This window comes from Algoriphagus aquimarinus (assembly GCF_900112005.1).
GTDB lineage: Bacteria > Bacteroidota > Bacteroidia > Cytophagales > Cyclobacteriaceae > Algoriphagus > Algoriphagus aquimarinus.
Map to the genome: position 1 here is coordinate 71,916 of NZ_FOKK01000019.1, position 22,583 is coordinate 94,498.

Sequence of the window (22,583 nt, forward strand, 5' to 3'; positions counted from 1 at the left end):
TTAAAATTGTGAATCTACTATGGATTTGTAGACCAGAACTCCACGTTTTTCACCAAAGCTCTTTTCGGTAATTTCAAGTGGGAAACCAACAATTCTGCAAAATCCTCCGGTTGCAGTACTGTATCTGGATTGCCATCTGTCAGGTTATTTCCGATAGCTAAGTCAGTGGCAATTGTGCTAGGAGTCATGCTGAAAACACGAATATCTGATTTTCGAACTTCCATCATCAACGATTCGGTTAGGCCATTTAATCCAAATTTGGATGCACTGTATGCACTTGTTATCGCATTTCCCTTTTGGCCAGCTGTGGAGGAAACATTTACGATATCGCCAGATTTGCGCTCAAGCATTCCTGGAAGGACTTCGTGAATGACATAATACACGCCAAGCAGGTTGACTTTGATGATGTTTTCCCATTCGGAAACTTCCAAATCGAGGAATTTCCCAAACTTCCCAACACCGGCATTATTGACCAAAATATCAGGTACGCCAACCTCTGAGATCAAGGAAGCGATTGCAGTTTTGATGCTTGAGAAGTCAGACTGATCTGCAACGGCATAGCTTACTTTCAGTGAGGAGTCGATTCCTGCTACGATTTCTTTGACCGCTAGCAGATCTGATTCTGTTCTGGATAAAAGTGCGAGATGAACGCCTTCTTTGGCCAATGCTTCGGCGATTGCTTTGCCTAATCCTTTTCCTGCGCCTGTGATGAGCGCGGTTTTTCCTTGTAGTGATTCCATAGTTTTGTGTTGGTAGTTATTAGACAGAAAACAGCTGGCAGAGATTTGAGTTCCTAAGGTTGGTTAATTCTTTATAGGCCTAAAAAGTAAAAACTCTTCTTTTCTGACTTGCGCAGAAAAGAAGAGTTTCAAAAGATAAAATCTTAGTATTCGAAAGTTTGAGATACTTCCGCTAGCTCATAAAGCTGGTCATCTACAGATTTCTTCTCATACATGGATTTCGAAATTGAAACGCTGCTTAATCTTAGTTCATCTAGGTTTGTAATCAGCTTATTTGCTGCTTTCAATTCTTCAGGTAATTCGAGAGCAAACTTTGTTGTATTACCTGATATTACCGTCCATAGTAGAAACTGGAAATCAGTTCCATTAAGATAGCTTAGAGGTGAAGTAAAGAACGATGTATAAGTTACTTCAGCAACTACAGTTTCAACTTCAAAATCAGAAATCTTTGATTTTGGGACCAGAATTTCATCAATGTCTAAAACATGAATTTCACTGGGGGCAGTTCCAAGCTTTCTATAAGAAAATTGTGTTTTAGAATTAGGATTCTTCTTTCCTCCGATAAAAGTGATATAGTTATCAATGTCACTGATAAAGCCTATTTCATAAAAATCAGTTGAGTTGAAATCCCAGAAATCAGGTTTAATAATAAATTCGGGTGAGTTTTTGGCTGACTCTGGATTGACACTGGTAATCATATATGCGAGAGAGGCGTAGTCAGATGTAGAAAGTTTCAGGACGTGCTCAAACTCAGTCATGGTTTCATAGTTTAAACTATAAGTTTTATCTAATTCAGGGCTATCTATGAATTGATAACGATTATGGCCAGATTTGTTAGCTGCAACTACCAGATACCGATCTACCCCTGAGAAGTATTTCATTGTATTGTTAACCGATTGGGCAGATTCATTGTAAGTGGAGGCATAACCTTTTGCGGAAATAAGAGAATAAATAGGTTCTGAATTCTTGACATTCACTTCGAATTCACCAACGGGATTGGGTGCATATTCGACCACACCTGAAGAATTTGTCGAAAGAATTAAATTTTCTGTCAGTTCTTGATTCAGATGAGTATATAGAAATGAGTTGTGCTTACCTGAAGAGTCGTCCGTTTTGTATTCGGTAACATGATACTTTTTGCTTTTATCCACTTGGAATTCAATTGTTTCGCCATCATGGATTTGCTTGAATTCTAAAGGTTTTCCGTCTAGATCATGAAGGATGATGTAGGCTTCATCGTATTTTCCGAAATAATTAGAAGCAGCTGTGACAGAGAAAGTTTCTTTGACGACCGAATCAGGTTTGTCATCCTCAACACAAGAAAATAGAAATGGCATGCAGAGCAGTAGGAGCAATTTTCTCATAGGGTAGGGATTAGGAGTTTGGTTGACTTTAGTTTTGCATAAATAAACTAATACAGTAATCATACGACGTCCTTTTGATAAAGTTTGCTCAGAGCCAATGTTATTCTGGGGATTTAAACTAAATCAACAGGAAAAATTGTGAAGTAGAGATAGTCTAAAAAATTCTATCTAGTTAAATATCAATTGATAACGTAATTGTAAAAATACTTTAGTAGATACTGTCAAACTGATTCTACTTTGTAGAAAACATCTCAATCGTATAATCCAAGAGCTCCGTGCCACCAATTTTTCCATGACCGGGAATAACGATGAGTGTCTCAGGAAATGTTGATTTTACATTCCGCACAGTTGCAGGCCACGCTGTCACATTTGCATCTTCCAGATTGCCATTTCCTACGCCAAGAGCTTTGATCATGCATCCGCCGAAAATGATTTTATCCGAAGGAACATAAGCCACGAAATTATCCTTGGTATGTCCTTCTCCGAAGAACTGGTTGGTTACTTTTATGTTTCCAGCCTCCAAAGACATCTTCTTTTTGAAACCATTTTCTGGAAGTGGATAACCTGCAGCTCGGGCCAAAGCTATAGTCTTGTCAGAAGCGTAAGAAGGGATTCCTTTCGCATGAAATTCATTTAGTCCGCCTAGGCAATCCCAATGGAAATGTGTAGCGACAACTGCTTTCACTTTTACTTTTTGATAGTTTTCAAGCCAGTTTATCAATTCTAAACTAGCTTCATCACTTGCTGGAGTGTCAAAAACTAGTGCCTCACCTTCATTCATGACGATCATTCCGTTACAAGCCACTTTTCCAAAATCGTTTGTATTTAGGTAGCTGACATGCACAAAAGTATTTGGACTGATTTGCTCGATCTCAAGCGTTTCGGTTTTGTAAAGTAATTCTTGTGCAAATGAAATATTCGTCCAAAGTGAAATTGAAATGATTAAGCTGGAAATGATGTGTTTCATACTGATGTTTGAAAAGGTTTTGGAGAATGTTCTGCCGAGTACTCGAAGAGAACAGGTTCAAATTCTTTTGAATTATACCGTTGAAAGGCTAGCGATTTTTCCAATTCCTCTTCAGAAAATGAAAGCTGAAAATGTGCCAAGATTTGGGGGATTGAATTAAGGAAATCAGGATACAGAACAAACAACTCATTTCCATTTTGGGCCTTAACAGCACTTTTTCTATGTCCGGCTACAATGCTTCGCAGGTAACTTTCAAAATCGACACTGCTTGAAGAGTTATCTACAAAATGTTTTCTCAACATATCCACAGGATGATGCCACCATTCAATAAAGCCACCATCTTTATTTTTCAGCGTCTTTACAAGATTCTCTGAATTCCTATCTATATACATCCAAGGCGTATTTGGATAAAGCTTCTGGAAGAGATGAATCAAGAATACATTCCAAGAAGTTAATTTAAAAACTATAGACTTTTTGCCATCTCCCGGAATCCGGTATGCCTCAATAATTTGCTTTAATTGGGTGAGGATTTGCGCTTCAGGAAGTTGATTTAGCAGATAAGAAAGCAGAAGCCCATTGATTGATTCTGGTTCTGAAATCATTCTTACTTGTGACGATGAGCCAAGCATTCTTCCTAGCAAAGTGGAACCACAGTGAGAAGTATGGAAGATAAAGCCTCTAATGGGCAGTAATTCTTCTTCTGTTGGAGCAGTGATGTCTCCTAGAATAGAGGATTTTCGATCATTGAGTGGTTTTCGAGTTGCTGAGACTCCTTGATTAAAAAAAGGATATTGAAAAACTTCGGGAATTATTTCTTCACAATAAGTGACAGGATTTCCAGTCACACAAGTATGGATCGGGAAGCTGAAAGGTTTTGGCATATAGTCAGTAAAAATACAGATTTGCCTGCACCAATATCACTTGTTGACATCTAGTGCAGGCAATTTATTGTTTACTTTCTCAATGTCTCCAAATAGCTAACCAAGTCTACTAGCTCAGTTTCTGAAAGTGGAAACTTCGGCATCAAAGATTCGTCAAGTTGGGTGACGCTTTCTACGTCTACAAGTTTGTAGACTTTCTGCTCACTTGAACCGACCAATTTCACTACCAGATCATTTTCCGTCTTGGAATTGACAATACAAGTAAACTCAGTACCATCTTTCATTTTGACGAGTTGAGTTTCGTAGCCAAATCCCATACCTTCGGATGGATTGATCACGGCATTGAAAAGCCCTTCTTTGGAGAGTTTATCGCCGATTTCTGTTAGGCCTGGGCCAAAATCAATCCCTTCATTCCCGATTTTATGACATGATACGCAGTAGTTAGAAGCGATGGTTTTTCCATTTTCTATCGATCCACTTGCGGCAACCAATTTGGCAATATCATATTGCTTGGCTGTGGCGCTGCCAAATTTCTCATTGGCTTCAGATCGGATGTTTCCATTCCAGGAAGAAAGAAGAATTTTCTGAGCTATCGGTAGCATATCTGCAGGAATCTTATCTGCTTTTGCCAACTCCATTAGGTATGGCTCAGAATTGAAGCCTTTCGCAGCTTCCATAGCTGCAGTTCGTGTTTCCAGTGATTTTGATTCGTCTGTGTACACCTCAGCCAATAGTTTGGCCATATCCTCGTTGTCTATAGTCCCAAATTTCTCCATGGATAATATAGCTTTTGCTTGATCAGAATCTGCAAAAGCCTTTTTGATATCATTCATGCCATAGAGTGAAGCAAAACTATTGGCAGCCATTTGAGAATGCTGGTTGTTGTCTGATTGGTAGATCAACTTTTCCAGTCTTACCTTTTGATCAGTCAAACCATATTTGCTAACTACATCCAAAAAGTCTCGGTCATCCGCGATACTTCCGGCTGTTTGTTTGGCAAGTGCTAGAATATCACGATCTGGTGAGGCTTGATCAAAATTGATCTGTCTTAAAATAATGAGCTGATCTTCTTCTGGTGCATTTGCCAATAGTGATTTCAGTGTGATGTGTTTGGACGCAGGTGACTGGAAATCCAAAGCTCTATAATAGGCCTGATTGTTTCTGCCTGGCTGTGTAAGGATGATTTTTCCCAAAAGTTCAGAAGTGTTAGAAGCCCTTGATCTCCACACAATATCCTTCGCAACTTGGTTCTCCATCCATCCTGAACCGCTTGCTTCTAGGTATTTTGGCAAGTAATCATCCCAAAAACCTTCTGCTGCAATACCCAAAGCCTCCAAATACCAACGATCTCCATTTTCATAACCGTCGACAAGCTTCAGCCATACTTCTGGACTAGATTTGTAGCGGATTGCCAATGCTACTTCTCTTCGGACTTGGGCCGACTGATCACCTGCCATTTGTAGTAAGAAGGAGACATCACTCATTTTGTTATTTCTATAAGCTCGAATAGCAGCTACCCGGATATTCTCATCCGTATCTGTTGACGCAGTTTTGATGTAGTCGTTACCATTGGAAAGTTTGGTTAGTACCCAAAATGCTCTGGCTCTCATTCGGCTTTCTCCTGCAGTAAATAGTTTCTCCAATGCATCTTTTGCCTCGTCACCTTTTTCTACCAAAGCCATGAATGCTTTAAAGTGAGTAGCACGATTTGGGCTTTGAAGTAAATTGATCAAGGAAGAAATACTGGTGTAATCTGGCTTGCTTACTTTATAGTCAACACCTTTTGGAGCGAGTCTGTAGACTCTACCTTTGTCCTGATCTCCCATCGCATGACCACCTACTCCTGGATCATACCAATCTGAAATGAAGAGGGAGCCATCAGGGGCTACAGTTACATCAGAAGGGCGAAACCAATTGTCTCTAGGATTCCCATCCAAAAGATTGATGATTTTCGCATTGAATCCCGCACCTGAAGGCACGGTAGGATAGGCTCTTACGATATTAGGACCTGCGTCAGAGTGAATGACCTGATTTTGATATTCTTCTGGAAGTAATTTCCCCTCGTAAACCAAAATACCTGTAGGTGATCCAGCGTAAGTTTGCAGGAGGTTAGGAACTACACCAGGATCATTCAAGTGCCAATGCTGCTGATAAACAGAATCCTCCATGTTGATTCTCCTTGCTCTCCAATCGGCGCCAGTGAATTCATCTTTGAAACCATAGTTGCCATAATCCATCACGTAGTTGATCCGAGTGCTTCGGTTGCCATCATCATCGTTGTCGGACTGCCACATTCTACCGTAGCTATCTGTCGCTACTTCGTAGTTGTTTCTAAAGTTCCAGCCCAACACTTCCACATCTGATCCATCAGGATTCATGCGGAAAACCATTCCTTCTTTATAAGGTTGAGTTTTGTTATTTACTGGTCTGCCCAGTGGATCCAAAATCGGAGTGCCGTCTGCATGATGCAAACCTTCACCAGCATTTCCGTAGTTGAAATACAATTTTCCGTCAGGACCAAAAGTGAAGGAGTGCATACCATGATCATGCTGAACTCCTCCTACGCCCATGAATAAAATCTCTTTTTTCTCCGGAACATCATCTCCATCTGCATCTGTAAATACATATACATATGGACTGACAGAGACATAAACTTTGTCTCCAAAGACCGCGATACCTAAGGCCGCATTGATATCATTGCCCTGGTAGAAAACTTTGGATTCATCAGCTACGCCATCTCCGTCTGTATCCTCCATAATGAGGATTCTGTCACCCTCTGCTCTAGTGGGATTGCGGGGATTTAAAGCTGTTCTATAATTATATGCTTCTGCAATCCAAATCCTTCCACGGTCATCGATATCCATATTGGTTGGGTTTGACATCATAGGTTCGGAAGCAAAAAGTGTGAGTTCTAGTCGCTCATCTCCAATTACGATTCCGTCTATTGCGTGCTCTGAAGATCGTTTTTGCTCATCGGTAAGTTGAGAATATTGTTCGTCTGTGAGTAATTCAGGTTTTTTTTCACAGGAAAAAAGTGAAAACCCCAGCAGGCTGAGGACAGTAAATTTCTTAAACATAGGATTGGAGGTTAATAGGGTTTTAAGATATAAAAATCAAATTAAGGAAAAGATATGAAAGGGGAATATATGAGGGATAAAAGGTAGTTGATTAGCTGGTTCACTTTCAAATAAGTAGGGTTTATTTCAGATAAGCTGACTCTTCCTATATCCCAAGAAAAAATGGCTATGTGAATATGCGTTCTTTCCGCTCAAAATCTTATGTTTATAGAATGAACAATTCCTTTAAACTTACACTAATACTATTTTTATTTCTCTTCTCAAGTGCTTCTAACGCGCAGGAAATCCGCTGGTATGGTGAAAGCCCGGAGATGATTCAAGCGTTGGAAGGCAGGGGTTGGGAGGATATAGGATTTAATCGTCTGCCTGCTTCTGCTGAAAATATCGTCAGATCCCCAGTGTGGAATTTGTCCAGACAAACTGCTGGTCTTACCCTACGCTTCACCTCAGATAGTCCCGAAATACAAGTTTCTTTTACCCCTACTTCCACTCGGTTGGAAATGCCACATATGCCCGCTACAGGTGTGAGTGGAGTGGATCTGTATGTAAAAGACGGTTCGGGCAAACTGTTATGGGTAAGAGGAAATTACAAGTTTGGCGAAAAGGTGACTTACCAGTTTCAGTTAGATAGTGAATCAGGATCGCCAAAAGAATTTCAGCTATTCCTACCACTTTATAATGGATTGAGTGGTTTGGAGATAGGAGTGCCTGATGATAAAAGTTTTGCATTCACTCCGAAAAGAACGGAAAAGCCAATTTTGGTATATGGTACTTCCATAGCTCAAGGAGCCTGTGCTTCGAGGCCAGGTATGGCTTGGACAAATATTGTGGCAAGGGAAATGAATATGCCGATGATCAATTTGGCTTTTTCAGGAAATGGAAGAATGGAGACAGAAGTGATAGAATACGTCTCTCAAATCGATCCTGCAATTTTCATCTTAGACTGTCTGCCAAATCTAGGCCCAGGAGCTGGATTTAGTTCAGATGATATAAAAGAAAAGATCAGATATGCCGTAACCACACTTCGTGCTAAATATCCTGATACACCGATTTTATTAACTGAGCATGCAGGGTACTCAGATGGTTTGGTCTATGAGCCAAGAGCGGAAATCTATGAAAACCTGAATGCTTGGCTTCAGGAAAGTTTTGGGCAGTTAAATGAGCGAGGAGTGACGGGGCTATACACCTTAACCAAAGAAGAAATTGGCTTGGGGACAGACGACTTCGTAGATGGCACACACCCGACAGATTTGGGGATGGCAAAGTATGCTTCGGCTTATGCTAAAAAATTAAAAGAGATTTTTGGGAAACAGGCAAGGAAGTAGAAGTCTACAGGTGCATATGATTGGTTTTTAATATCCTGACGATCAGTGCTTTTATTCGGTTTAAATGGGTTTCTGCTAGTATGCCTATTCAAATATGAATCAGTCTATTGCCCACATTCCTGCCTTTCGACTACGGGCTTCTTTTTCAAGTTTTTTGAAATATTCTGCATACTTGACATTTGGAGGAAAAGTAGCTGCTGTAGCATAACCGTCTTGTACCAACAAGGCATTTAAAAACCTGCCATCTTCCAAATAAACATAGGCCAAAGTTCTTTTGTAACGGTCATATCTCCCAACATCATAAACGAGCCTTACTCTTTTACCTATGAGAAGCGCCTTCACATAAGCTGAGGCTTCCTTTCCGAAGTATTCAATTTCTGTCCTTCCCGTCCTTCTAGCTTCTGGTGTATCTATCCCGATCAACCTTATTTTCTCATTTGTGCCATCCTCATTTATCACCCAAAAAGTGTCTCCATCTACGAATTTTGAAATTTTCAAAAGCTCAGTTTGCTGCTGTGCAGTTGCGGAAATTGTAATAAGTGTAAAAATAAAAACCAGATAGGTTTTTAGGAGCTTGTTCATTTCTCTAGGTTTGGTATACTAAGGAAGGTTTTAATTTTAAGATATGCTTACGGATTCAGCATCTTTTAGGCTTTTGCTATGGAATTGAGAGAAATGAAGGATGAAGAGTTTGATTCACTTTATCCTGTAAAAATTAAAAAACTTTCCGGGACACACTGGACACCAGTGGATGTAGCGAAGAAAGCTATGTTTTTTTTGTGCGGAGCAGAGAGCAAATCCATCTTGGATTTAGGTTCTGGTGCTGGTAAATTTTGTTTAATCGCTGCGGCGCATGTAGATGCTAAGATAACTGGAGTGGAGCAGCGTGAGAATCTTATTCAGATTTCTAGAAAACTAGCTGTAAAATTTCAGCTTCAAAATCTGGAATTTATTCATGATGATTTGAATAATCTTGATTTTGGCGCATTTGACGCCTTTTATTTCTTCAATTCCTTTGAAGAAAATATCAATCTCAAGGACAAACTGGATAAGGAAAATCGTGTCGACCTAGAACTGTACCATTCTTATATAGCCTTACTCAGCGAAAAGTTTAAAAGATTGCCTGTTGGTACCAGAATCGTGACCTATTGCGGCGAAGCTACTGAGATACCAGCCAGCTATTTGCTAATCAAATCAAGCAACAAAGATAAATTGAGGTTTTGGGAAAAAGTTGAATGAATGACCTTTGTAGTTTTATTCCAGTCTTAAGGAACATGCGGCAAGTATTATATGAGATTAAAAAAGAATACCGTTAGCTTGAATGTTGCAATCACTCTTTTATATAAGATTTAGTTTGTTCATTAATTCTGAACGTCTGGATCTACTAATTGGAATAACAAATTTTTGAATCAGAATTGTGTTGTCCTGTATGTCTATTATTTTGCTAAGGTTGATAATATATGATCTATGAACCTGGAAAAAGAATTCAGTAGGAAGTTTAGCTTTAATTTTTGAAAGGGTTGTATGAACTCTATATTCTTTGTCTTCGAGGTGAATCAAAACATAGTCACCTTTAGCTTCGATCATATTTACATCCTTAGAATTAAGTTTGATCAACCGTTTGTCAATATTGATATAAAATTGACTGGTGCCTTTTGAGTTTGTTATGGTTTCGCTAGGGGAAATGCTCAGTATTTTTTCCACTTTTAAAATGGCCTTTTTAAATCTGTCAGGATCTATAGGTTTTATTAGAAAGGCAGCAATGTTCTCGTAATCAAAGGCTTTTAGGGCGGATTCTTTATCGGAAGTGGTTAATATAATTTGTGAAGAACTTTTTAGGGTCTGTAAGAAATCAAATCCAGAAAAGCCTGGCATGTGCACGTCTAGAAAAATCAAATCCACTTGTTCCTTGTTAAGAAAAATAAATGCATCCATTGCATTGTTAAAAGCGCCCACCACCTCAAGATTAGGTTCTTGGTTGCATAAAAAAGTTAAAATTTCTCTTGACACACTCTCGTCGTCAACTACAATGCAGTTCATGTGGTTCCTCCGGATATTCTGGGAGAAATTTAAGAATTTTTGTGACGATTTCCAGAAATTCTTCTTGATTATTTAGTTTTCCATCTCTTAAATCTAATTCATGCTGGTTTGCTAGTACAAAACCTTGCTCCATTTGAAAAAAGGCAATTTTGTGATTGATTTTATGGACTATTTCTGCTGCCCAAAAATAATTTTCTGCTTTCAGCGCCTTCTTGTAATTATCTAATTCCTCCGGAAGTTCGGTGATTAAAACCCGAAGTATCTTCACTTCAAATTTTTCATTGCCGTTAGATAGGGTCTTAAGATACTTGAGTGAAGGACGTTCCATTTGTTTACAGTAGATTTTATTCTGGTAGAAAGGTGTCGAATTGCATGTTTGCTTTCTTAGAAATGATAAGTTTGAATTTTGATACAATGTGTTTTTTATTTATTTTTTCACTCATCTGTCCAGCCGTTATATTCTGAATTAATAAGCCGAAGATCCATGAGTTGCGATCTCTTATATGTATGATCTCAATTGTTCCAGTTTCCTCTTGTAGCTTATTAGATACTTGAGCCAAGAACTGTTTGAAAGTCTTCTTTATATAGCTTGGGTTGCCTTTAATGAATGGCAAAGTGGTGTTTAGCTTAAAACGAATAGTGCCTTGCCCCTCCAAATCAATTATCAAGCTTTTCAAAAATTCGTAGCTATCAATAATTTGCTCTTCGTTATCTAGAAGTGCAAAAGATGTATATATGTCATGTGTATTGACCATACTAGTGATTGGTTTTAAAGTCATTATAATGGGGCAAGGCTTGGGTGTTAAACAACTTACTCTTCTACTTAGGTGTTATTGTGTGAAGTGTTCTTATACTCCAATAGTTAATCAAAGATTTTACAGTTTCTTTATATAGTTTGTGATCGAATGGCTTTTGAATAAAACTTGCTATTCCCAATTCATAGCAGGAATTAATGTCTGATAGATTAGTAGAGGTACTGAATACTACCACTGGTATTAATTTTAAGTTGGGCATTGTTCTTATTTTTTTAAGGAATTCAATTCCATTAAGCCTCGGCATATTGAGGTCGAGCAAAATCAAATTCGGGAGAGTTTTAGCTGTTGTTAGGATGTCTAATGCTTCCTGTCCATCCTCAGCGTGAATTATTATGATCTCAAAGTGCAGGAGTGCTAGTGTTTGACTAAATCTGGCTTGTTCGAGTAAATCATCTTCTATTAGTAAAATCTGCAACTTGTTTTTTTATAAATGTCGGGGCTTTTCGATACAAAAAATTAAAAAAGCAGTTGAGGGCTGATTACCTATCGATGAATTGCAGGAATCTGTCGAGGAACTAATCTTTGCTGAGTGCGAAAATCTACTATGGGCCCTTAATAATGAAAAGTAGTCTAGCCTTTTAGTAGATCGAACTTATAATAACTGCATTGGAAACATCAGTATTAGAATGTTTGAAGTCGGTCTTACGTTCAATGCTTCAGTTGAAGGATGACTTACTTGCATCAATGGGAGATGTTAATGATTTGAAAAGTTGAGAGCTTCAAACTGATTAAATCCTGTGTCCTAGGAAGGAGATTTTTTTTCAGTAAAAAGTTAGAGCGGGCTGTCCATCACAAAAAAGGCATAAAAAAAGCGCTAAAGTCGTTAAACTTTAGCGCTATGCAGAGGAAGAGGGATTCGAATTGTTGCTTATTATGTACTGATTAACAGTATTTTATAATTTGAAAATAGAGTAGGTCTCGATTTTTCCACACCGAAGATTATTTGGAATTTTGGGATAAACGGTAAAAATGCGGATTCGAACCTCTGGTACACTTTCAAATAAACGTATGTTTCAACTTTCCTTTTTTAATTTCAGGAATGAGTAATTCAATAATTTTAATCTATCCAAGTAGGTGGTTTTGTAAATCTCCTTTGAATCATCACTTAGAAAACTTCGCCCTATCATTGACTCTACTTCTGAATTATAAGTAGCCAACTCATTTAGAATTCGACTTACTCTCGATTCTAATAAGCCAATCTTTATTCCGAATTCATAGAAGTCATCATACGCATGAAATCCATTGGCCTCATTACTTTCAGTGTAGTAGTCATTATTAAACAAACCATCTTTTAGAGCTAATTCAGGATCTTTGACATGAATCCTTGTGTTAACCAAATCATAAGCAGGACTAAGCTGGTAGTCACCCTGTGGTGTTTCTAATAGGCTGAAATTCTTTAGGTGAGCATCACCATTTGAGAAAAGGAAATTGAAGGTCACCAGCTTGAAGAATTCTTCGAGTGCTACTGGGTAGGCGGCAACATATTTTTTAATTAACGAGGCTATTCCTTCGTAACTGTAGTTGTATTTAAATTCATTTCCATCTGTTTCTTTCGTTTTACCTGCAAGAGTGGCAAAGTCTTCCTTCCCCCATTTTTTTGATGTCGCTGAATCAATATCAAATCGTTTGGTGATATAGGCTGGTTCTCCGTTCTCGAAAAATATCATGGCATTCTCAGCGACCTTGAGTTTATACACTTGCTTAGCGATCTGCATCGTCAAATGTTCATTCGCGGGTACTTGATCAATTTTATCCAAATCCCTGGGAATAGGTTTTAGTATGTAAGTGCCTTGCTCTCCTTCAGAGGTTAATCGAATTTGGCCTTTGTCCCACAGCACAGATAGCTTTTCTTGAACTCCGGAAATTGATATCCTTTTCCGATTGGCTATAAGTTTTGCGAGTTCTTGATCCTCGCTTGGGTTGTGACTTTCATAAGGAAGGACATGAGATGTCTTCTTACCATTGAAAAGTTGCCTAAGACAGACCGGACTATAGGTCTGGTGACCTTCAGCAAGAGTGCCTGGGCAGTTCAAAAGATCTTTAGTATGAGTTGAGTTAGTCATTGATAGATTCGATGGTAATAGCTCCTATAGTATCAGAATTTGCAGTTAGTAGTAGTAGGGAAAAGAAATCATCTTCGTCAACTTGGTATTGCCTTGCCTGCAGCTTAAGGTTCACACCCTCTGAGAGCATATTGAAGAAGAAAGGGAAGAGGTGGTCAGACGAGTATTCTTTTTCTGATTTTGGAAGGGTAAGGCTAACTGCTGGTTTCATCGGATCTTTAAACCAGGTATCCTCATAAGTAAAGGTGTAGATTCCTTTTTTGGATTTGGTGAGTATTCCTACCAACTCACCATTCCGGAGTACTCTTGCGCTATTCATTGCTTAAAGTAATTTTTTTACAACGATAGATAGTTCTAACCCTAGAACCTCAGCCAGCTTATTAAGTACTTTCACGGATGGGTTTGCTTCGCCACGTTCGATTTTATAGAGCGTATTGATGCTTATCTGAGCCATATCTGCAAGGTCAGGTTGTATAAGTCCCAATAACTGTCTCCTTTCTTTTATTACAACTCCGATTTCTTCAATTGTCATTATAATGTGATTTTTATTAAATATAGAGGATAATTAGATTGAAAAAAACAATAATCACATTATAGTATGATTATTGATAAATCCTGGAAAGGTTTCTTATAGATGAGTTTAAATTTCACAGTATAATGTGATTAATCTGTCTCGATCATGCTTAAATGGTGTCTATTGGTGATATGGCACTATTCTATGATCATGCAGAGAATTTCTATTAGTATATGGAAAAGCATATAAAGTAGTGTATATCTTACAAATTATATCTAAATACATATAATGAGGCCATTAGCAACATTTGTCAAAGAAAGAAGGAACGGCCTTGGTATGACTCAGGAAGAGTTTGCTGAGCGAAGTGGTATCGCGCTCACAGTGGTTCGAAAGATTGAACAAGGGAAAACCAATCTGAATCTGAATAAGGTGAATATTGTCTTGAGGATGTTTGGACACGAGTTAGCACCTGTAAGTAGTAAAGAACTATTAAAAGACGAATCAATAGAAAGTTCAGTTTAGAGTACATTAAACAAATTCATAGGAGGATTGGAGTTCAATTTTTTTAATACAAAAACAGGCTTTCCCAGGCTTAGGTTTTCTGAAATATTCGAAAACAATATATTTATTGTTTTTTTATTGTATTTCAGTATAATCAATCGTAAAAATACATGTTTAATAATTAATAGTTTGTTTGTAGAGGTGTTTCGTTCTATATTCACGTATCACGTCGTGCTGTAATAAACTGTAGATCTACTTTGCAATTAGATCTACATCAATCAAAAAACTATAAAATATGGGACGGATATATTACGACCAAAGCGTAAAGGATGAAGCTATAAATAGGTTTCTAAATGGTGAAAGCTCTCCTAAAATAGCATTAGATATGGGGATTAATAGTCCTGACTTAATCAGAAAATGGGTTCAATCCTGGAGGAAAGAACATAACATTTCATCTAAAGGTTATAGGAAACCTAACATTGCTGACGATGTAGATGAAATCCAAAGGTTACGGAGTCTTAATCAAAGGGTTGAGGAAGAACGAGATCTTGTGTTGAAAACTCTTAGTCTTGTAATGACTGGAGAAATTAAAGGCTGGAACGAATTGTTGTCAAGGTTAGCCCCATCTAATGACGGGATATAGAATGTTCGCCAATGGTATTTGATGATGCGCAGGATAGTAAAATATCTTGCGTATTATTTTTTTAGTCATGGCAGTCAGTTCCTCCAAAAAAAAAAAATGTAAAAATATTTTTTGGACCCACCCATGATAATGTATACCCCCCTATGCTTTGGTGAGGAAAATCCTTATTGAATACCAAAAACCAAAGTTTTATGAACAACGAATTAAAAGTACTTTACACTGAAGTAAGCCCTATGGCCAACTGGCTGAAAGAAAATTTTAAGATAAAAACGAAGCATCTACGGTTAGTTAATTATATGGCTGCTAACCCACTCATATACCTGATCAGGGATGCGAGTGTCGCTATTCCTGCTTGTTTGACTGGTCTAAACTTAAGTGAAGAGTACCTTCAGGTCTTGTTGGAAGATGTGAAGAAAGTCTTTGCTTATAATTGCAAGATTGAAGATGATTTGCATCCACTAATAACAAAGGCATCAAATGAGGGACTTATGATTCCAAAAATGATCACTCAGTTTTATTGGGATGAATTTAACAACTCCAATGTTGTACAATTTCAGGGTAATCTATCTTTTCAAACTGGTGAAATAATAAACCTTAAAATGTTTCCTGATTACATTCCGACTAATGCCTACTATGTAAAGGATAAAGTAACGCAGTTTAATGAGGATGTGGTAATCATTGGCTATGTCCTTGCAGTATGGGATTTTGTTCCTATTGAAGATTGAATGGTTTGGCTCTCCTCGGCATTATAGCTGGGGAGTGCCTTTTTAATTCTCTCTACACTACATCATAAAGTCAAAGCACTTAAGGATACTGCTTCTTTGATTCCTGTGTCTTGGGTCTCCGATAAAGAATTGATACCTAACAGAAATCTCATGAGCTCCTTTAGTCTGAGACCCAATGTTGGATACCATGAAATCATAGCTATATCCTATGACCATTCCTGATTCAAGCTTTATTCCCAGCATTAATATGATAGAGTCTTGATTAGGCATATCTCTTAGTCCTGGAATACCTCTGTAGCTTATTCCTGAGATAACAGATCTATACAGCAATTGAGTACCAATGTCGATTTGCTGGAAGGCTCCTTGCTTCTTGTAATTTGCCATTATGGATGCCATGTTATCAAACTTTGACCCGAAGTATTGATTAGCACCTAAAGGGAAATTCCATCCACCATGAATGCTCCATTTGATTGGTAGGTATCCATTTTCATCATCAGGATAGTAGCTCAAATGAGGCTCATTGACATGATGAAAGGATGATCCTAACCAGAAGTTCTCATTAGTAAGCAAACCTCCAAATGAGAGATCAAAATACGAGTACGGGTCAAAATCAGGGACATTATCCATCGTATTAGGATTAATAGTCCTGTTAAATAGATCTACCTGATCACCAAAGACAAGATTATCTAAAGCGGCACTTCTTCTTACAATGGATGCTTGAGTCCCCATTCTGAAATTCCAATTGTCAGCTATCTGTAGGTTATAAGCATAGTAGAATGACACATCTGAAGTATTGACTTTCATGTTAGTCTCTTGGAAACTATTAACAGAAATACCTATCCCGCTTCTTAGGTCATAGCTGTAATGGTCAAAGTATGCTGAGTAAGCATTGAAGTCCTGATCCAAACCAGGCCACTGCTTTCTGTAGTTAACTCCTATTCGCGAAAGCTCTGTACTTCCTGTTAATGCTGGATTAAGGTATAAGGGAGCAGCGTAAAACTGAGAGTAATGAAAATCTTGCGCCTCATTACGAATTGCAAATCCTATCACAAGGATAATTGATAACAATAGCTTTCTCATTTCAGTAGCATAAAAAGGTCCGTCATTGTTTGAGTTCTTCCGTCCAGCGCCTTAAACCTCAACTTATAAACATAGTTTCCAGGAGTAGCTGTTTCATGATTAAGCTTGCCATCCCAGCCTTGGGTATTCAGCTCTTTGGTATGGTAAATAGTCTCTCCCCACTTATTCAACACCCAAAACTCTAAAGACTCAATTCCTACAAACCTTGGGAAAAAGTAGTCATTGATACCATCACCATTTGGAGTAAATATATTTGGAACAACTATATAATAGTCAAAGACATTTATCTTCTTCCTGACTTCCACTGGACATCCAAACACATCAGTAACAGTCAATACGATCTCATACTCTCCCTCTGCTTCATAGGTGTGCTTAGGATGCTCCTCAAAGCTTTCGGATCCATCACCAAAGTCCCAGTGGTAGGTCAATATCTGACCAAAGGATCTATTCCAAAACTGAATCTCAAAATTGACCAAGTACGAGTTGTATTGATCAAAGGCAGCTGACTCAATCTCTGCATTGGCTATGGTCTCTGTGTTCTCAATGTCAAATGACTGCGTGGACACACACCCTTTTCCATCTACAACTGTTACTTCATAATAACCAGGCTCCGTGGTTGTCATCGTTTTTTGATCAGGAGATATTGAACCACCAGACCATGAAATACTATAGGGAGCAATGCCACCAGATATAGTGATGTTTACCTTATCCTCAACAAGTCTTGGATCACATTGGACTTTAGTACTCTGGAATGCTGTTATAGCGAGGACAGGAGGTCTTTTAACTTCAAACACCTTATTGATCGTACATCCTGAAGCATCAGTGATAGAGGCCGCATATTGTCCTGAGGTTATTCCTGTCAAATCTGGACTAGTTTCCCCATTACTCCACTTGATAGCATATGGTGGTGTACCACCAGAAATACCTAATTGAATAGCACCACTCTGCGGATTGTAGCAATCTAAAGCGTCTGTCACTTTAGGTTCTAAGGATAATAGCGCTGGTTCAACTATATTGAATTCACTTCTTATTTCACAATCCGTTTGATCCTTAATTGTAACCGCATAAAAACCAGCGGTTAAATTGAATAGATTTTCAAGTTGTTGACCATTATCCCATCTAATAGACGTAGCACCAACTCCACCTTGAAGATTCAGCTTAATAAATCCATCATTTAATCCAAAGCAGGAAATATTACTTACCTCAGGCTCAACTTTAAACAAAGGAGCATCTTCAATGGTGATCGTCTGAGACCGAATACAACCACTTTGATCAGACACTGTCAAAGTGTAATCACCAGGCCCCAAATTATCAAAGCCACTTTGATTAGAACCAAATGACCAGTTAATGACATAAGGAGGCAAACCACCACTTACATCTAAATCAAGAGACCCATCATTAGCTCCATAACAGCTGATATCAGTTTTAGTATAGTTGATTACTATTGCTGCAGCTGGTTGTGTTATCTCTATTCCTGTGATAACTGAAGAACAGCCATTCACATCTATAACAGTAACACTATATATTCCTGCAGGGATTCCTGAAATATTTTGGGTAGTAGCGGGAAATGACACACCATTTCTTAGCCACTCAAATTGGTATGGCGCTCCTACTACTCCTCCTGAGACTGCTAATTCTATCGCTCCTGATTCATCGCCTGCACAAAGTACTTTGGTAGTCGAAATCACTGATGAAATAACCTTTTGTGGTTCTTTAATATTAAACGCTTTTGAAACAGAACAGCCAAATTCATCTTCAATTTTAACTTGATAAATTCCTGGCTTTAGGTTATCAATACTACTATTGCTTGATGTAAACCCATTCGGGCCAGCCCATGAAAATGTAAATACTCCATTCCCACCAGTAGGATTGAGTTTAATGAATCCATCTCCAGCACCAAAGCAACTTATTTGATAACCATTGAATTCTGATACCTCTTCCTTTTCGGCAATAGATGGATTGACAGTTATTTTGTAGGTTTTCGGAACGCCTGCGCAAGTTCCACCAGAGCTTGTTTGGACATTTACTTTGTATTCTATAGTAATGGGAGCGCTGGTTGGATTAATTAAGTTCTGCACAGGGATCACAGCGTTGGTTCCTGACGTTGTAACTCCTTGTACTCCCTTTGGGTCAGCTGTCCACGTGAAAGTCGCTCCAAGCACATCTGAAGTGAATTTCACCTCTTTGGAATCTGAACCTGTACAAAGATTTTGATCTGTTTGTGAAAATGTAATAGAAGGAGCAGGCTGGACAGTTACAACCAAAGTAAAATCATCGCCTTTACAGTTACCAATTACTGGTGTAATAGTATAGGTGACATTTAGGGGTCCATTAGTAGAGTTACTTAACTGCTGTTTAACAGAACCTTCTTCTTGAGTTGAGTTTGAAGCTCCAGTTATTCCTACTGGAGAATTAACATTCCAAGTAAATTTAGAGCCTGAAACTATACCTCCAGGCTTAAAATCAAATACTTCATCGCTACAAATTGTAAGCTTATCATCGACGTAGGAAGGTTCAGGATTTACTGTAATAGTATATTTAGCAGGAACAACATTACAATTGCCCTGACTGGAATTAGGAATTAATGCTGTGTAAATGACTTTGACTTGTTTGCCAGTTGTATTCACAAGCGTTTGTACAGGGATTTCATTTGTTCCTGATGCTGATACACCGGTGACTCCATTAGCTTCTGATGTCCATGTAATTGATTCGCCAGTAGGAGAAGTTGTCAATACTGCCAGTTGAGTTGATTCGCCAGAGCATATTTCTTGGTCTGGAATACTAAATTGAATAGTAGGTGCAGGAATAACGGTTACAACTACCTCTTCTGATGAAGTACATTTTGTGTCTTTATCAGAAACTGTAAGGGTGTACGATGTTGTCTGAGTAGGTTTGATTGTAATATCAGCACCAGTCGATCCTGTGATAGAACTTAATGGTATACTTGTCCACTTATACGTGTAATTCCCACTTCCTTCGGTTACTAATCCCTTTAGGGTAATCTCTTCTCCTTTACATATTTCTTGGTCTTCTCCGATATTTATTTTCGGAGGGTTGGCAATTGAAAATGTCTTTTCAGCCTTGGTGGTGCCACATCCGGACGTAACTTCTAATGTTATTTTTTTAGGACCAACAGTATTAAATGCTACTGGCCCTGGATCAAGAGAAGTAGATGAAGAAGGAGTACCGCCTTCAAATGTCCATTTATAGGTAGGAATATCTGTTCCACAAACGCCTACTGTTGCTTTCGGGGTAAAAGTCGTCGGACCACAAGTCAAAGGAATAGCCGCCATGGAAATTGAAGGAGGCGCTATCACTGTAATCTTTTGTTCTACTTTGAATGGTCCACAGCTGGCTTTTATGGAAAGTGTAACGGTGTAAATCCCGGGGTTGATAAAAAGAAAATTTGGACTTTCAGAGTTCTTATCAGATCCTGATGCAAACTTCCAATCTGAAGTAGTACCACAACTACCTTTGGAATAACTTACAGTCCAAACATAGGTACCATCGCCATCATGGCCTAAAATATTGGAGGTATTGGTCGCCTTAACAGTAGCTGGACCACATACTTCATTAGATGCAATTGTAAAGGATGGGTCTGGTATTGGTATTACAACAATTGTTTTTGTCTCTTCTCTTATACCACAACGATTGCCTGTTATGAGTTTAATCGTGTAAGTGCCAGGAGTAGTAAACTTGGGATTAAGTATTTCCGAGCCAGAAGACCAAGAGTTGGGAGAAGTAGGATTCGGTCGAGACCCCAAAGACCCACCTCCTAAAGACCAACCTGTTGATGGGGATATTTCCCATACAAACCTTTTAGTATCATTACAGGTACCATTAGTACTTACTTCTGTCTTAAAGTCTGTGGTATTCTTAATTGTTGCAGTTTCATTAACACAAACAGTTTCATCTTCAATATAAATCTCAGGTATTGGTGGCTCTGACACATAGATTGGTACAACTGATGCTTGAGAAGCTGAACAAGGGTTTATCGCAACTATTTTAACAGAAAAAGAATTATCAAAAGTGTCTGCTTTTTCTCCGCATGATCCTTTGGTGAAAACATGAGAAACAGATGCCGGAGGAGGATGAGTGAATACTTGTGGAGTTGATCCGTCTGAAAAAGTAACGGTATACTTGGTGCCAGCTGGATTGTTTTCGGTGCCACTAATTGGAAATGTAAGTGTTTCTCCTACACACACATTTGTATTTCCAGGATTACCCAAACCTACTGCAGGATTGGAACCAACAAATACACCAAACTTCCTGCTAACCTTGCATCCATTAGCTGGGGTAACGGTATATGTAATATTATATATACCAACTGTATAAGTATGCTTTAACACCGTCCAGTCTGTAGCGTCAATTTGAGGACTCCCATCCCCCCAGTCTATTTGGTACTTAATATTGTTCTCAGTCCCACCTTTACCATTATAAAATGTAAATTCTGAAGGTTGGTTTTCACAAATGATGTAATACTGAAGATTCTCAAAGGTGGTTTCCTCTTGATCACTTGTCACCTTAAGTGAAGGTATTTCCTTAACAGTAACTGGCTGGGTTATCGAAACAGGGGAGCCAGTAGCCTCTTTAACAGTGAGCTTTACATTATAAATCTTGTTACTATTTCCTATAGCTGTAGAAAATATATGTGTCGGATCTTTCTCAGTGGATGTTGTCCCATCTCCAAAATTCCATTCATAGGTCAATCCATCTCCTGTTGAAGTATTAGTAAACTTCACTGGAACATTTGCACAATCCCCATCTGGAGAAAAGGTAAATCCTGCCACTGGAGCATCCAGCCCCACTTGCAAAAGCATTAAAGGATTTAGGTTGTACCAACCCTTTTCAGCACCGAAGATCGTGAAAGAACCAACAGTGAGAGCTATGAAAAACAAACTTAGGGCAAGCCCACGTAATAACTTTCTTTCCATGAAAAAACGACATTAACCTATTTTACTCACTACTTTTTAACGATCACTCCACAACCCTTTTCCTTCAGCTCTTGCCTCTTTCCCAAGCTTAACAAAAAGGTCAACATACTTAACATTCGGAGGATAGGTGGCTACTAAAGCATAGCCTTCTTTCACTAAGTGGGCATTTAAAAATGTTCCGTCTTCCAGAAAGATATAAGCAAGTGTTCTCTTATAGCAATCATAGCGTTGAACATCAAATTCTAACCTTACCTTTTTCCCTGTTAAAAGTTCTTTAACGTAAGCAGAAGCTTCCTTTCCAAAGTACTCGACTTGAGTCCTTCCTGTATTTCTCGCCTCTGGAGTATTAACACCAATGAAGCGGATTTTCTCATCTTCTCCTCCAGGATGCTTAACCCAAAATGTATCTCCATCTACAAACTTAGAAATCTCTAAAAAATCAAAGTCTTCTTGAGCATTAGAGGGTGCTGAGAAAATGAACATAAAAAACAGTCCAATAGACCATTGAAGCACATTGACCACTTTTATGTTCATGAAAAAGTTTTTTATAGCTGCAAAATAAAGATTGTTATGACTATTCGTAATGTTGCACGTAAGGATAAACAGAAGCTATAATTAGTCTATTGAATAGCTGTTCACCAAAATATCTTCTGTTGAGCTTGTAAACAAACTCATTGAGATAGTTTTGGAGGTGTTTTTCACTTACCATGTGATAGATCCCCAGAAGATTTTTCTTCAGATTACTGATGGCCACATGAACCCAGGGTAAGTTAGCTTTTGTGGAGTCCTTTGAAGATTTAATCTGAATATGACTTTCTACCATCTTTTCCAGGTTTATGTATGCGGGATTTTTGTCTGTGAACAGTACACTTTCTCGATCAATCGTCTTTTGAACAAATCTTTCTACCGAATCT

At 38.4% G+C, this 22,583-nt stretch carries 21 protein-coding genes; 4 read left to right on the forward strand and 17 right to left on the reverse strand.

The window, feature by feature from the left end; translation table 11 throughout:
- Window positions 1–17: 17 nt before the first annotated feature.
- The 5 genes from BM291_RS18790 to BM291_RS18810 all read right to left on the reverse strand — a co-directional run bounded on the left by BM291_RS18790 (window position 18) and on the right by BM291_RS18810 (window position 7,029).
- The gene (locus BM291_RS18790; RefSeq protein ID WP_092900310.1) at window positions 18–740 is read right to left on the reverse strand and encodes a 3-ketoacyl-ACP reductase; all 723 of its coding nucleotides are present in this window, start codon (window positions 738–740) and stop codon (window positions 18–20) included.
- A 143-nt stretch (window positions 741–883) separates the two neighbouring features.
- Window positions 884–2,104: a hypothetical protein gene (locus tag BM291_RS18795; protein ID WP_139229141.1), complete on the reverse strand. Its 1,221-nt coding sequence runs from the start codon at window positions 2,102–2,104 to the stop codon at window positions 884–886.
- Window positions 2,105–2,336: 232 nt separating this feature from the next.
- A complete protein-coding gene (gene bla / locus BM291_RS18800) occupies window positions 2,337–3,071 on the reverse strand; it encodes a subclass B1 metallo-beta-lactamase (protein WP_092900335.1) in 735 nt (244 codons plus the stop codon).
- Window positions 3,068–3,952 carry a hypothetical protein gene (locus tag BM291_RS18805; RefSeq protein ID WP_092900337.1) on the reverse strand — a complete coding sequence of 295 codons (885 nt, stop codon included), beginning with the start codon at window positions 3,950–3,952 and terminating at the stop codon, window positions 3,068–3,070. Before BM291_RS18805 ends, bla begins: the two co-directional genes overlap by 4 nt.
- 71 nt (window positions 3,953–4,023) lie before the next feature.
- Window positions 4,024–7,029 (reverse strand): PVC-type heme-binding CxxCH protein, encoded by a 3,006-nt coding sequence (locus BM291_RS18810; RefSeq protein ID WP_092900352.1) that lies wholly within the window; start codon window positions 7,027–7,029, stop codon window positions 4,024–4,026.
- 212 nt (window positions 7,030–7,241) lie between these two features.
- Between BM291_RS18810 and BM291_RS18815 the strand changes: the two genes are divergently transcribed.
- Window positions 7,242–8,354 (forward strand): SGNH/GDSL hydrolase family protein, encoded by a 1,113-nt coding sequence (locus tag BM291_RS18815; RefSeq protein WP_245786915.1) that lies wholly within the window; start codon window positions 7,242–7,244, stop codon window positions 8,352–8,354.
- A gap of 99 nt (window positions 8,355–8,453) precedes the next feature.
- On the opposite strand, the gene BM291_RS18820 is transcribed toward BM291_RS18815, so the two are convergent.
- Window positions 8,454–8,936, reverse strand: a complete 483-nt coding sequence (locus tag BM291_RS18820; protein WP_092900353.1) for a thermonuclease family protein — start codon at window positions 8,934–8,936, stop codon at window positions 8,454–8,456.
- A gap of 78 nt (window positions 8,937–9,014) precedes the next feature.
- On the opposite strand from BM291_RS18820, the gene BM291_RS18825 reads away from it, so the two are divergent.
- On the forward strand, window positions 9,015–9,593 hold the full coding sequence (locus BM291_RS18825; RefSeq protein ID WP_092900355.1) for a class I SAM-dependent methyltransferase: 579 nt from the start codon (window positions 9,015–9,017) through the stop codon (window positions 9,591–9,593).
- Window positions 9,594–9,692: 99 nt separating this feature from the next.
- Here the strand turns inward: BM291_RS18825 and BM291_RS18830 are convergent, their stop codons facing one another.
- The 7 genes from BM291_RS18830 to BM291_RS18860 form a co-directional block, all read right to left on the reverse strand.
- Window positions 9,693–10,394, reverse strand: a complete 702-nt coding sequence (locus tag BM291_RS18830; protein ID WP_092900357.1) for a LytR/AlgR family response regulator transcription factor — start codon at window positions 10,392–10,394, stop codon at window positions 9,693–9,695.
- Window positions 10,375–10,722: a hypothetical protein gene (locus BM291_RS18835; protein ID WP_092900358.1), complete on the reverse strand. Its 348-nt coding sequence runs from the start codon at window positions 10,720–10,722 to the stop codon at window positions 10,375–10,377. Before BM291_RS18835 ends, BM291_RS18830 begins: the two co-directional genes overlap by 20 nt.
- Window positions 10,723–10,738: 16 nt before the next feature.
- Window positions 10,739–11,173 carry a hypothetical protein gene (locus tag BM291_RS18840; protein ID WP_139229142.1) on the reverse strand — a complete coding sequence of 145 codons (435 nt, stop codon included), beginning with the start codon at window positions 11,171–11,173 and terminating at the stop codon, window positions 10,739–10,741.
- 40 nt (window positions 11,174–11,213) lie between these two features.
- Window positions 11,214–11,624 carry a response regulator gene (locus tag BM291_RS22545; protein WP_092900367.1) on the reverse strand — a complete coding sequence of 137 codons (411 nt, stop codon included), beginning with the start codon at window positions 11,622–11,624 and terminating at the stop codon, window positions 11,214–11,216.
- Between the two features lie 598 nt (window positions 11,625–12,222).
- The gene (locus tag BM291_RS18850) at window positions 12,223–13,272 is read right to left on the reverse strand and encodes a type II toxin-antitoxin system HipA family toxin (protein WP_092900372.1); all 1,050 of its coding nucleotides are present in this window, start codon (window positions 13,270–13,272) and stop codon (window positions 12,223–12,225) included.
- Complete coding sequence (locus BM291_RS18855; RefSeq protein ID WP_092900374.1) at window positions 13,265–13,591, reverse strand: HipA N-terminal domain-containing protein; 327 nt, start codon at window positions 13,589–13,591, stop codon at window positions 13,265–13,267. The genes BM291_RS18850 and BM291_RS18855 overlap by 8 nt, the downstream gene beginning before the upstream one ends.
- Before the next feature lie 3 nt (window positions 13,592–13,594).
- A complete protein-coding gene (locus BM291_RS18860; protein WP_175499747.1) occupies window positions 13,595–13,804 on the reverse strand; it encodes a helix-turn-helix domain-containing protein in 210 nt (69 codons plus the stop codon).
- Between the two features lie 270 nt (window positions 13,805–14,074).
- Here BM291_RS18860 and BM291_RS18865 point away from each other — a divergent pair, with 270 nt between their 5' ends.
- Window positions 14,075–14,308, forward strand: coding sequence for a helix-turn-helix domain-containing protein (locus tag BM291_RS18865; RefSeq protein ID WP_092900377.1), 234 nt, complete (start codon window positions 14,075–14,077; stop codon window positions 14,306–14,308).
- An 813-nt stretch (window positions 14,309–15,121) separates the two neighbouring features.
- Window positions 15,122–15,655 carry a hypothetical protein gene (locus BM291_RS18875; protein WP_092900385.1) on the forward strand — a complete coding sequence of 178 codons (534 nt, stop codon included), beginning with the start codon at window positions 15,122–15,124 and terminating at the stop codon, window positions 15,653–15,655.
- A 57-nt stretch (window positions 15,656–15,712) separates the two neighbouring features.
- Here BM291_RS18875 and BM291_RS18880 read toward each other — a convergent pair whose 3' ends face one another.
- The 4 genes from BM291_RS18880 to BM291_RS18895 all read right to left on the reverse strand — a co-directional run.
- The gene (locus tag BM291_RS18880; RefSeq protein WP_092900388.1) at window positions 15,713–16,735 is read right to left on the reverse strand and encodes a PorP/SprF family type IX secretion system membrane protein; all 1,023 of its coding nucleotides are present in this window, start codon (window positions 16,733–16,735) and stop codon (window positions 15,713–15,715) included.
- Window positions 16,732–21,669 (reverse strand): PKD domain-containing protein, encoded by a 4,938-nt coding sequence (locus BM291_RS18885; RefSeq protein ID WP_092900396.1) that lies wholly within the window; start codon window positions 21,667–21,669, stop codon window positions 16,732–16,734. The genes BM291_RS18880 and BM291_RS18885 overlap by 4 nt, the downstream gene beginning before the upstream one ends.
- Window positions 21,670–21,705: 36 nt before the next feature.
- Window positions 21,706–22,203 carry a thermonuclease family protein gene (locus BM291_RS18890; RefSeq protein WP_092900397.1) on the reverse strand — a complete coding sequence of 166 codons (498 nt, stop codon included), beginning with the start codon at window positions 22,201–22,203 and terminating at the stop codon, window positions 21,706–21,708.
- A 40-nt stretch (window positions 22,204–22,243) separates the two neighbouring features.
- Window positions 22,244–22,583, reverse strand: a 340-nt coding sequence (locus tag BM291_RS18895; RefSeq protein WP_139229143.1) for an IS1595 family transposase, incomplete at its 5' end; no start/stop codon positions are given.

Coding starts and splice junctions, on each gene's coding strand:
- BM291_RS18790 (WP_092900310.1), bottom strand. CDS start 740: ATGGAATCACTACAAGGAAAAACCGCGCTCATCACAGGCGCAGGAAAA.
- BM291_RS18795 (WP_139229141.1), bottom strand. CDS start 2,104: ATGAGAAAATTGCTCCTACTGCTCTGCATGCCATTTCTATTTTCTTGT.
- bla (WP_092900335.1), bottom strand. CDS start 3,071: ATGAAACACATCATTTCCAGCTTAATCATTTCAATTTCACTTTGGACG.
- BM291_RS18805 (WP_092900337.1), bottom strand. CDS start 3,952: ATGCCAAAACCTTTCAGCTTCCCGATCCATACTTGTGTGACTGGAAAT.
- BM291_RS18810 (WP_092900352.1), bottom strand. CDS start 7,029: ATGTTTAAGAAATTTACTGTCCTCAGCCTGCTGGGGTTTTCACTTTTT.
- BM291_RS18815 (WP_245786915.1), top strand. CDS start 7,242: ATGAACAATTCCTTTAAACTTACACTAATACTATTTTTATTTCTCTTC.
- BM291_RS18820 (WP_092900353.1), bottom strand. CDS start 8,936: ATGAACAAGCTCCTAAAAACCTATCTGGTTTTTATTTTTACACTTATT.
- BM291_RS18825 (WP_092900355.1), top strand. CDS start 9,015: ATGGAATTGAGAGAAATGAAGGATGAAGAGTTTGATTCACTTTATCCT.
- BM291_RS18830 (WP_092900357.1), bottom strand. CDS start 10,394: ATGAACTGCATTGTAGTTGACGACGAGAGTGTGTCAAGAGAAATTTTA.
- BM291_RS18835 (WP_092900358.1), bottom strand. CDS start 10,722: ATGGAACGTCCTTCACTCAAGTATCTTAAGACCCTATCTAACGGCAAT.
- BM291_RS18840 (WP_139229142.1), bottom strand. CDS start 11,173: ATGACTTTAAAACCAATCACTAGTATGGTCAATACACATGACATATAT.
- BM291_RS18850 (WP_092900372.1), bottom strand. CDS start 13,272: ATGACTAACTCAACTCATACTAAAGATCTTTTGAACTGCCCAGGCACT.
- BM291_RS18855 (WP_092900374.1), bottom strand. CDS start 13,591: ATGAATAGCGCAAGAGTACTCCGGAATGGTGAGTTGGTAGGAATACTC.
- BM291_RS18860 (WP_175499747.1), bottom strand. CDS start 13,804: ATGACAATTGAAGAAATCGGAGTTGTAATAAAAGAAAGGAGACAGTTA.
- BM291_RS18865 (WP_092900377.1), top strand. CDS start 14,075: ATGAGGCCATTAGCAACATTTGTCAAAGAAAGAAGGAACGGCCTTGGT.
- BM291_RS18875 (WP_092900385.1), top strand. CDS start 15,122: ATGAACAACGAATTAAAAGTACTTTACACTGAAGTAAGCCCTATGGCC.
- BM291_RS18880 (WP_092900388.1), bottom strand. CDS start 16,735: ATGAGAAAGCTATTGTTATCAATTATCCTTGTGATAGGATTTGCAATT.
- BM291_RS18885 (WP_092900396.1), bottom strand. CDS start 21,669: ATGGAAAGAAAGTTATTACGTGGGCTTGCCCTAAGTTTGTTTTTCATA.
- BM291_RS18890 (WP_092900397.1), bottom strand. CDS start 22,203: ATGAACATAAAAGTGGTCAATGTGCTTCAATGGTCTATTGGACTGTTT.